The organism is Psychrobacillus sp. (assembly GCF_032154225.1).
Taxonomy (GTDB): Bacteria; Bacillota; Bacilli; order Bacillales_A; family Planococcaceae; genus Psychrobacillus.
The window spans coordinates 22,921-32,583 of sequence record NZ_JALDYF010000028.1 but is presented as its reverse complement, the minus strand read 5'-3'; the positions used below and the strand labels follow the sequence as shown (position 1 = coordinate 32,583).

The 9,663-nt window shown below is 36.9% G+C and carries 10 protein-coding genes, 5 tRNA genes and 1 other annotated feature; of the genes, 12 read left to right on the top strand and 3 right to left on the bottom strand.

All coding sequences use genetic code 11. The features are described from left to right. The first annotated feature begins 85 nt into the window (after nucleotides 1–85). The 8 genes from RUH95_RS20385 (at nucleotide 86) to RUH95_RS20350 (ending at nucleotide 3,858) form a co-directional block, all read left to right on the top strand. Nucleotides 86–161 (top strand) — tRNA-His (locus RUH95_RS20385). Between the two features lies 1 nt (nucleotide 162). Beyond that, a tRNA-Gln gene (locus RUH95_RS20380) sits at nucleotides 163–234 on the top strand. Nucleotides 235–241: 7 nt separating this feature from the next. Beyond that, a tRNA-Gly gene (locus RUH95_RS20375) sits at nucleotides 242–316 on the top strand. Between the two features lie 11 nt (nucleotides 317–327). Beyond that, nucleotides 328–401: transfer RNA gene (locus tag RUH95_RS20370), tRNA-Cys, on the top strand. A gap of 32 nt (nucleotides 402–433) precedes the next feature. Further along, a tRNA-Leu gene (locus RUH95_RS20365) sits at nucleotides 434–515 on the top strand. A gap of 127 nt (nucleotides 516–642) precedes the next feature. After that, nucleotides 643–864 (top strand) — a binding site (T-box leader). A gap of 50 nt (nucleotides 865–914) precedes the next feature. After that, nucleotides 915–2,354 (top strand): proline--tRNA ligase, encoded by a 1,440-nt coding sequence (gene proS / locus RUH95_RS20360; protein ID WP_313894744.1) that lies wholly within the window; start codon nucleotides 915–917, stop codon nucleotides 2,352–2,354. A 132-nt stretch (nucleotides 2,355–2,486) separates the two neighbouring features. After that, nucleotides 2,487–2,999 (top strand): RNA polymerase sigma factor, encoded by a 513-nt coding sequence (locus RUH95_RS20355; protein ID WP_313894743.1) that lies wholly within the window; start codon nucleotides 2,487–2,489, stop codon nucleotides 2,997–2,999. Beyond that, a complete protein-coding gene (locus tag RUH95_RS20350) occupies nucleotides 2,986–3,858 on the top strand; it encodes a hypothetical protein (RefSeq protein WP_313894742.1) in 873 nt (290 codons plus the stop codon). Before RUH95_RS20355 ends, RUH95_RS20350 begins: the two co-directional genes overlap by 14 nt. Nucleotides 3,859–3,961: 103 nt before the next feature. Here the strand turns inward: RUH95_RS20350 and RUH95_RS20345 are convergent, their stop codons facing one another. The 3 genes from RUH95_RS20345 to RUH95_RS20335 all read right to left on the bottom strand — a co-directional run bounded on the left by RUH95_RS20345 (nucleotide 3,962) and on the right by RUH95_RS20335 (nucleotide 6,517). Beyond that, nucleotides 3,962–4,996, bottom strand: a complete 1,035-nt coding sequence (locus RUH95_RS20345; protein ID WP_313894741.1) for an ATP-grasp domain-containing protein — start codon at nucleotides 4,994–4,996, stop codon at nucleotides 3,962–3,964. A 312-nt stretch (nucleotides 4,997–5,308) separates the two neighbouring features. Next, entirely contained in the window at nucleotides 5,309–5,824 is a 516-nt protein-coding gene (locus RUH95_RS20340; RefSeq protein ID WP_313894740.1) for a hypothetical protein, read from the bottom strand. A gap of 3 nt (nucleotides 5,825–5,827) precedes the next feature. Further along, nucleotides 5,828–6,517 (bottom strand): B3/B4 domain-containing protein, encoded by a 690-nt coding sequence (locus RUH95_RS20335; protein ID WP_313894739.1) that lies wholly within the window; start codon nucleotides 6,515–6,517, stop codon nucleotides 5,828–5,830. Between the two features lie 54 nt (nucleotides 6,518–6,571). Between RUH95_RS20335 and queG the strand changes: the two genes are divergently transcribed. From queG to RUH95_RS20315, 4 genes are all read left to right on the top strand, one after another. Then, nucleotides 6,572–7,711: a tRNA epoxyqueuosine(34) reductase QueG gene (queG, locus tag RUH95_RS20330; protein ID WP_313894738.1), complete on the top strand. Its 1,140-nt coding sequence runs from the start codon at nucleotides 6,572–6,574 to the stop codon at nucleotides 7,709–7,711. Nucleotides 7,712–7,723: 12 nt separating this feature from the next. Beyond that, a complete protein-coding gene (trmL, locus tag RUH95_RS20325) occupies nucleotides 7,724–8,197 on the top strand; it encodes a tRNA (uridine(34)/cytosine(34)/5-carboxymethylaminomethyluridine(34)-2'-O)-methyltransferase TrmL (RefSeq protein WP_313894737.1) in 474 nt (157 codons plus the stop codon). A 299-nt stretch (nucleotides 8,198–8,496) separates the two neighbouring features. After that, nucleotides 8,497–8,679: a hypothetical protein gene (locus RUH95_RS20320; RefSeq protein ID WP_313894736.1), complete on the top strand. Its 183-nt coding sequence runs from the start codon at nucleotides 8,497–8,499 to the stop codon at nucleotides 8,677–8,679. Nucleotides 8,680–8,780: 101 nt separating this feature from the next. After that, the gene (locus RUH95_RS20315; RefSeq protein ID WP_397469531.1) at nucleotides 8,781–9,569 is read left to right on the top strand and encodes an aldo/keto reductase; all 789 of its coding nucleotides are present in this window, start codon (nucleotides 8,781–8,783) and stop codon (nucleotides 9,567–9,569) included. Nucleotides 9,570–9,663 lie beyond the last annotated feature (94 nt).

Below are 9,663 nucleotides of genomic sequence, written 5' to 3'. Positions count from 1 at the left end.
GATTGTGATTCCGGCATTCGTGGGTTCAATTCCCATCAGTCGCCCCATATTCCTTTAGAGTTAGCTCTTTTTTTATTTAATAGTGGCGGTTGTGGCGAAGTGGTTAACGCACCGGATTGTGATTCCGGCACTCGTGGGTTCAATTCCCATCAGTCGCCCCATTGGGGTATAGCCAAGCGGTAAGGCAACGGATTTTGATTCCGTCATGCCCTGGTTCGAATCCAGGTTCCCCAGTATTTTTGCGGAAGTAGTTCAGTGGTAGAACACCACCTTGCCAAGGTGGGGGTCGCGAGTTCGAACCTCGTCTTCCGCTCCAAATTTTCTTTCGGCGGCATAGCCAAGTGGTAAGGCAAAGGTCTGCAACACCTTTATCACCGGTTCAAATCCGGTTGCCGCCTCCAATTTTAAAATAAAAGTTTTAGTCTAATATTTTGCCGGTGTGGCGGAATTGGCAGACGCGCGGGACTCAAAATCCCGTTCTTTCGAGAGTGTCGGTTCGACCCCGACCACCGGTATCAAAAATAATGAAGAATCCTTGATATATGAGGATTCTTTTTTATTTGTAGAAAATTTGTGTGAACTAATTAGATAGTATGAATTCCGATTGTATTAACACGGTCTATTTGGTATATTATAAGTAATAAACAATCTATGATGTGATTAAGTAAATAAGAATTGTGAAACAGAAAGTATAGCAACTTGTTGAGAGCTATACCACCTCTACTTATTGAAACCTACCACGGAGATGTTATGCAAACATAACCGACTCGTTTTCGTTACCAAACGTATTAGAGGGCTAAAGTTATTTTATTTTAGCTAAACTAAGGTGGTACCACGTCTATTCAGCACAAAGACGTCCTTTTATAAGGACAGCTTTGTGCTTTTTTAATTCAATTAAATAGGAGGCAATAGTAATGACAAATCAACAGCAAAATGATTTTACAAAATGGTATATCGATACAATTCAAAAGGCAGATTTAATGGATTATACCCCAGTTCGTGGGTGTATTGCTTTTAAACCGGATGGCTTTGAAATTTGGGAGCATATTCAAGATGAAATGAATAGACGTTTTAAAGAAACAGGACATCGAAATGCATATTTTCCAATGCTTATCCCAGAATCATTTTTCGAAAAGGAAAAGGATCATATCGAAGGATTTTCTCCTGAACTTCCATGGGTAACGGAAGCAGCTGGAGAAAAGTTAGAAGAGCGATTAGCGCTTCGACCAACTTCAGAAACAATGATTGGTCATTTATATTCGGATTGGATTAAAAGCTACCGTGATTTACCAGTTTTAATTAACCAATGGGCAAACGTTTTCCGTTGGGAAAAGAAAACACTTCCTTTTATCCGTACTTCTGAATTTTTATGGCAAGAAGGGCATACTGCTCATGTTGACGAAGAAGAAGCACGCAAAGAAACAATGCAAATGCTAAACATCTATAAAGAGGTAGTAGAAGAGCTTTTAGCTATTCCGGTATATGATGGACAAAAAACTCCGTCTGAGCGTTTTGCGGGGGCTGTAGATACGTTTTCGATTGAAGCAATGATGAAGGATGGAAAAGCTGTTCAAGCAGGTACATCACATTATTTAGGAACAAAGTTTGCTGAAGCATTTGATATTAAATATTTGAACAAAGAAAACAAGCATGAATACGTGCATACAACTTCATGGGGGACTTCTACACGTTTGATAGGTTCTGTTATTATGGTTCATGGTGATGAGCAAGGACTTGTATTGCCTCCACGTGTTGCACCGACACAGGTAGTGCTAATACCAGTAGGACCATGGAAGAAAAATCCGGCGATTATGGAGAAATTAGATGAGCTTTACGCTGCTTTTAAAGCGAAGGGTATTCGTGTTCGTCTAGATGATTCAGATCAATCTCCAGGCTATAAATTTAACGAATGGGAGCTAAAAGGTGTTCCAGTTCGAGTTGAATTAGGGCCACGTGATTTAGAAAATAATCAAGTACTGATTAAAGCTCGTGATTTAGATGAGAAAGAATCAGTAGATATTGTTGCAATTGTAGAGCGAGTGGAAGCAGAATTAGTAACGATGCAAACCCGTTTATTGGAAAAAGCACGTGCATTCCGTGCAGCAAATTCGCATACGCATGTGGATTCATTAGAGCAATTAAACCAACATCTTGCAGACTCAACTGAAAAAGGGGAAATCCCAGGTTGGATTCTTGCAGGTTGGTGCGGAGACGATGTTTGTGAAGATAACGTGAAAACAGAAACTAAATTTACGACTCGTAATATCCCGTTTAATCCACCAGCTACGAAATCTACATGTATCAATTGTGGAAAAGAATCGAAACATACAGTTTGGTTCGGTCGTGCTTATTAATTAAATGAAATCAAATGAAAACCAACCATTGCTGAAAAGTGGTTGGTTTTTATTTTGTTGTAATTTATTTACTGATAACATGTAATATTATTAAAAGTCATTCGTCTAATAGTTAGAGTGAGGAGGGATTCTTTGGACAATAGGTTGATAGAAGAATGGTTTGAGCAATATGAAAAGGATGTAACTAGCTACCTTGTACACTATATGGGAACAATGGACGTAGAAGATTTTGTGCAAGAAACTTTCCTTCGAGCTCTAAGGAAAACTACAACATATAAAGCAAGTGCTCATCCGAAAACATGGCTAATATCAATTGCTAGAAATCTTGTAATGGATCAATATCGAAGGAGTAAAGTATGGAATAAAATTCGGCAAGTGCTTTTACGAGAGCAGAGTTACTCAGTAGATATGGATCAGCGCATTATATTAAACGAAGAGTATCGCTATTTATATAAAGCAATCCATCGTTTGTCTCCTTCACAGAGAGAAGTAATCATTTTAAGAGGAATTATGGAAATGTCATCGAAAGAAGCTAGTGTTGTGATGAAAAGAAGTGAGAATAACGTAAATGTCATGTATCATCGTTCCTTAAAACAATTGAAGAGTCTGTTAGAAATGGAGGGGGATGAATATGGAGGAATATGAAAAATTGCAAGAGAGCTTAAAAAATCTAACTAAATATTCTTTAAAGCATGAACAGAAAAAGAAAATTTTATATGAACTTAGGGAAGAAAGAATTTCTCGTAAGAAATCATTTGTAATGCCAGTCCTCTCTATTATAGGAATATGTTCTGTCCTATTATTTCTTATATTAACAAATGGTAATGATTACGAAATGACTACGCAACAAGGAGCTACTTTTACATTACCAGATCGAAATCAACAAGTAATTGGGGTAGAAGGAAAGTTGGGTATTCTTGTTTTTAAAGAACAATTTGTTGCAAAAGACTTAAGAAGGGGATCCAAGCTAATGCTTTACTATTGGGGAGATGCAAATTCCCTTGTTGGAAAGAGTTACTATGTAGAAGCAGTGAATACAAAAGGGAAAAAAATTAAGTTGTCTGAAGGAACTCTTTCTAGTGGGCTGAATAGTGAGGATGCGCATACATTAGCTAGATTTGAGGCATTTCCAAGCGAGGGAGAATGGCAGTTGTCATTTTACGTAGAAGATGAATTATTTGAAGCATTTACAATTGAAGTACTTCCGTCATTTCCTAAAACAGAACATTTTACATTACTTGATGCTCCAAAAGAAATTCCAATCGGGGAATCGGTTGAAATAACTATGCTAAGCACAGTAGGAGAAAAACAAAAAATTAAAGTGAAGCTACTCGACAAAAAAGGCAATGTAGAAGAAGTTACTTTTTTTGAACAAACGGCTACCTTTATAGATGGTGGGGGCTTAGGGATGATCTATCATTACACAGGTAAAATTACGCTGAAGGAGCATGGAACTTGGAGGCTCCAAATTGATGGAGAAGAAACAGGCCTTTTTGAAAATTAAAAGAAATCCTCACTGACTCCAGTTTGTGAGGATTTTTGTTATGTTTACGATAGATTATTCAAAAACTGAAGCATTTCATTTAAAGCTTTTTGTGCATTTTAATTTAAGCTAAAATAACAGATTGCTCAATGTAAGTTGCTTTTACACCAAATTTAGGATGGAGTGATTCTATTTTTTCGCCTAGTAATAGCTTAATAGCGTAATAAGGGATATTAATATCAGCAAGGCAACTTATGTGCAATCCTCCACTCATACGAGGATTAATCTCAAGTAGTTTAGGAATACCGTCATGATATTTGATTTGGATGTTGAAAACGAAAGGAATTTTATAGTGTTTCGCCATTTTTTGAGCAATTTCTAATAACTCATCATTGTCTTCAATTTCTTGAATGCGGCCGCTTCCTTTTTTTCGTGGAATGGCTGCAATTAATGTTCCGTCCGCTCCCGCTAAACAATCAATGCTATATTCATAGCCTTCTAGATATTCAAGAATCATTAAGTCTTGGAAGTTTTCTTCAGTTTGCAATATTTTATATACAGTGTCAAAAGAGAGTTTTTGTGAAGAAGCAGTGTTAAATAAAACAGGAATAGTGTCTGTTGTATTATCAATGACGCGGAATCCACTTGCACCTTCTCCAATGATTGGTTTTATACATAGTTTTGGATGATCCTTACTTAGTTCTTCATAGGCAGCTTTAAAACTGTCTGCCGTATTAACAATTCGGTAGGAAGGTATAGTCACGATTGGATAGCCTTCTTTTTCTTTATTTTCTAATGAACGATACATAGCTACTTTGTTATCCATTAAAGTCATTAACTCACCGATGGGACATACGAGCACTTTTACGCCAATTTCCTCAAACTTGTTTAAATGTTGGGAAATGAGAACATTTTCTTTTCTTGGAACAAATATATGAATACGATTTTTCATGCAGTAATCCAGGCAAAATTGAAGATATGCTTCACCAGAAATATCTGGTTCTGTACTTGATACATCACAATTTTTAAAATAAACAGTATCAGGATTAGGATGCGTTCCGTAAATAACAAACTTCTGTTGATCAGGGTTATTTCTAATCATATCCATATAGTGTGAAACGGTCGAAAACCATCGATTGAACCAAATATTAAGTGTCAAAGTAAATCCCCTTTTTATGTATAATTTATTTCGTTACTAATTTTCATTATAGTCGATATATTCTATTTACTACAATGACCAGAAATGCTTTATTTTTGGGGATAAAAAGACGCTCTCTCTCACAAGTGAAAGGAGCGTTTTCATAGTAGGAAATCAGCTAGTAAGCTTAGTTTTTTATCGTTTGCATGTGCAAATGGGTAGTCATTGGTTATTAGTCACAAAGTAAAAGGTTAGGGGTCATTGGTTTGCCTAATTTTAAATTGGGTTGATTTCCTAACTATGCCCTGGCAAGGAGTCTCACCTTACCAAGGATTACGCATATTTTTCGTCGTCAAATTCAAGTGTGATTGCATAGTTTTTGGCATTAATAAGACCAGAAAGTTTATTCGCATCTTTTTCGTATTGCAATGCATGTAAACGATATTCTTCAGGGTTGAATAGAGCCACTTGCACGTAAGTTGTGCCATCTCCATAGCCATATTGCACCGTTTGTTTTTCCGCAGCACCTAGTTGTTTATAAATTCTTGCTTGTGCACGCATTTGTGTCGCAAGCTCGATTGCTTCAACAATTGTAAAAATACTTTCTTTGAACGTTACTGTGTTACTTATATTCGCTTTATAAATGAGCCTATCGAGCAAACGAATATCTTTTCTAGTTTCGGTAAGCTCGGAATCTACTAATGAAACTGTACGTGGTCCAATGACTGGAACCGTGTCTTTTTCTACAATTTTAAATGCTACGCGCATAATTTCTTCTTCTAATTCATGGACTCTTTTTAGTAAAATACTTTTTAATTTAACTGCTTCAGCTAATGAAATATTAGACATCAATTATATCCCCCATTCTTTATTTTCATGGAACAATACAGTGGAAGTAAAATCGCCACCGTGTATTTGAGTGAACATCGTACCAATAGACGTAAGTAATTGTTGTCCATCCTCTACGTTCATAGAAGGACGAAGAAAAACAACTTGAATGGCTTCGGTTGTGTCTTCTGTTACTGCGGTACGTACGGAGTCAACAAATGGACTACCGAATGGTCCTTCTGTATCTTGAAGCGTGATGATGTTCTGTAGTTTGTTTTCTCGCCCATTTAGCCCCATGTATATCGAATTTTCATCACCAAGTGCAAGTCTTATATCACCATGTATTTTGTGCCTATCATAGATTCCCATTGGTATTTCGTATCGAAGTGATAGGAAATTATTTATATCTACAGCAGAATGCATAGGTGTGATATAATTTTGTTTTGCAATTCTTCGATATAATGCTTCGGTTGAATGGCGGTATCGGTTTGGATCAGCGCCAAACTTTTTCCATAAAGCGCGCCATTCTTTTATTCCATCGAATTCTGTGACAGATTTATCTTCCAAATCAAAGAAAAGTTGCTCTTGGAATAATTGGAGTCTCCCTTTGAGCATTTGAGGGGAAGATGAAACAACAATTTTGTTATAATGAAGAATGCCTATTTTAAAAGTAGGTTCTATTTGAAATAAAGAATTTTCTAGTTTTACAATCATAACAACCATCCTTATACTATTTTCTTTAGTGTAGCATAAGAAAGGAGAACGAATGTGAATATTAACCAATTTCAACAACTACTAATTGAATATGCAGCATCTATTGGAATTGATAAAATTGGTTTTTCATCAGCTTCTCCATTTCATGAATTAAAAAATAGATTAGTTCGTCAGCAAGAATTGGGATATGCTTCTGGTTTTGAAGAACCAGACATTGATAAACGAACAGATCCAAAGCTAATACTTTCTGAATCAGAGAGTATTATTTCCATTGCGATTGCTTATCCATCGAAAATGAAAGATGCACCTCAAAGTGTAAAAGGAGCTAGACGTGGAATATTCGCGAGAGCATCATGGGGAGTTGACTATCACACCGTTTTAAGGGAAAAGCTCGCTCTTTTAGAATTATTTATATTGACGCATATGCCGGATGCAAAGTTGCGTTCGATGGTCGACACGGGTGAACTGTCAGATCGTGCTGTAGCAGAACGGGCGGGTATTGGTTGGAGTGCAAAAAACTGTGCCATTATTACGCCGGAGTTTGGTTCTTATGTCTATTTAGGAGAGATGATTACGTCCATCCCATTTGCACCAAGTGAACAAATGGAGGACCAATGTGGGGAGTGTACACTTTGTTTAGATATTTGTCCAACAGGTGCTTTAATCGAAGGAGGACAATTAAATGCGCAAAGATGTATCGCTTTTATTACCCAAACGAAAACAATGGTTCCGGACGAGTTTCGGACAAAAATAGGAAATCGAATTTATGGATGTGACACTTGCCAAACGATTTGTCCAAAAAATAAAGGGAAGGCAAACTTGCATCAGGAAGCCTTTCAGCCTGATCCAGAACTCGTAAAGCCACTTTTACTGCCATTGCTTAGCATGACAAATCGTTCGTTTAAGGAAACATATGGCCATATGTCCGGCTCATGGAGAGGTAAAAATCCAATTCAACGCAATGCAATTATTGCATTAGCTCATTTTAAGGAGCAGTCTGCGGTCACGCCGTTAATCGAACTAATGAATAATGATCCAAGACCAGTCATACGTGGAACTGCCGCATGGGCAATTGGAAAAATTAATACCGAAGAAGGTTTGGAAGCATTAAAGACAGCTGAACAAACGGAAACAGAAGAAGAGGTACTTAGTGAGATTAGAAAAGGACTTCAATTTTATACTATAGAGAAATAGGAAGTGGAAAGTTTGAGTATTAATATTGTCTTATACCAACCAGAAATTCCAGCGAACACTGGAAATATTGCTAGATCATGTGCAGGAACTGGAGCGAAATTGCATTTAATCCGACCACTTGGGTTTTCAACGGATGATAAAATGTTGAAACGTGCAGGGCTTGATTATTGGGAGCATGTTGACATTACGTATTACGATGGTTTAGATGAGTTTTTTGCTGCACATCCAGAAGGCGAATTTTATTTTCTAACGAAGCATGGCTCGAAGCCACATACAACATACGATTATAGCGACGCAAATAAAGATCATTTCTTCGTTTTTGGAAGAGAGACAAAAGGACTTCCACGGGATTTAATTGATGCCAATCAAGACCGTGCTTTACGAATTCCAATGAATGATAATATTCGTTCATTAAACTTATCGAATACTGCAGCAATTCTAATTTATGAGGCTTTAAGACAACAAGATTATCCTAACTTACATTAAAAAAAACGGACGAGGTCATAAAAGACTCGTCCGTTTTTATTATAATTACTTTTCAGGTGTACCTGGTTTGTCGTCGTATCCTGCAGTGAAAATTGCAGAAAGGAACGCAACACATACGCCAAGAATCAAGATTAACTTCATATTGAGTGCCTCCTCTAATATATGCTGAATTAAGTATACCCTAAAGTGTTCAAAAATGAAACGTTACTTTAAAATGAATTTATGGCGAAAATCGTTCTTTTCGGAGTTGCATCAACCGTCATATTCTACTACGATATAAAAAAGGAGTGATTTTTTGAATGGGTAATTTAAAAAATGGTCCAGAAAACGGTTCGATGGCAACAAATATGGAAGAAGTAAAGCAGCTAGGAAAACAAATGGAGAAGCTGCGTGATGAGCAAGAGCTCAAAAAAGATCATCGTGCAGCAGACCCAGCACAATCGGAAGATGCAACATCCATGAAGCAAAGAGAAAACGGCTGATCTATTTCAGTCGTTTTTACCTCTGATTAGATAAAACGGGAAGGATGAGTTTAGTGGAGTTAACTAAAAATGCAACAAAGCAATTAGCAAATGGTGTGGAAATGCCTCGTATTGGTTTAGGGGTATACAAAATGACGGAACCAGATATTGCACTTCAAGCAATCGAAACTGCTTTAGACAATGGATATCGACATATAGATACTGCCTCGCTTTATAATAATGAAAAAGAAGTTGGAGAAGCAGTTCGTACTTCAAAGATTGCTAGGAATGAAATTTTTATTACAACGAAAGTGTGGAATACAGATCAAGGGTATGATCAAACACTTCGCGCATTTGAAAAATCATTGAATCTATTAAACTTAGATTATATTGACTTGTATTTAACACATTGGGCAGTAAAAGAAACGTTTGTAGAAACATATCGTGCAATTGAGCGTTTATACGATGAAAAATTGATACGTGCGACTGGTGTGTCCAATCATCAGATTCACCATTTGGAGGAAATTGCTGCAAAAGCAAACGTCCAACCAATGGTCAACCAAATTGAATTACATCCAAGGCTTACACAGTTTGATCTTCGAGAATACTGTGCAGACCAAGGTATTGCCATCACATCTTGGTCACCGCTTGCTAGAGGCGGCTTACTGGACGAACCAACATTAAAACGCATTAGTGTGAAATATGGTAAGTCACCAGCACAAATTATCATTCGCTGGCATTTACAGCATGATTTAATCGTTATTCCAAAGTCTGTAACACCAGAACGAATTATTGAAAATATTGATGTATTTGATTTTGAGTTATCGTTTGAGGATATGAAAAATATCGATGCACTTAATTTGAATGAACGAACTGGAGCAGATCCAGATACGTTTAGCTTCAGCTTCTAATAAAAGAAAGGATCTCCTAAAAAGATTAGGGGATTCTTTTTTTGAGAAGAGAATGAAAACGTAGCGAAAGCCCCAAAGCCATCTCCATCTACTA

Bases quoted from the DNA above. Each gene is read 5' to 3' on its own strand.
- proS (WP_313894744.1), top strand. From the start codon at position 915: ATGACAAATCAACAGCAAAATGATTTTACAAAATGGTATATCGATACA.
- RUH95_RS20350 (WP_313894742.1), top strand. From the start codon at position 2,986: ATGGAGGAATATGAAAAATTGCAAGAGAGCTTAAAAAATCTAACTAAA.
- RUH95_RS20340 (WP_313894740.1), bottom strand. From the start codon at position 5,824: ATGTCTAATATTTCATTAGCTGAAGCAGTTAAATTAAAAAGTATTTTA.
- RUH95_RS20335 (WP_313894739.1), bottom strand. From the start codon at position 6,517: ATGATTGTAAAACTAGAAAATTCTTTATTTCAAATAGAACCTACTTTT.
- RUH95_RS20320 (WP_313894736.1), top strand. From the start codon at position 8,497: ATGGGTAATTTAAAAAATGGTCCAGAAAACGGTTCGATGGCAACAAAT.
- RUH95_RS20315 (WP_397469531.1), top strand. From the start codon at position 8,781: ATGCCTCGTATTGGTTTAGGGGTATACAAAATGACGGAACCAGATATT.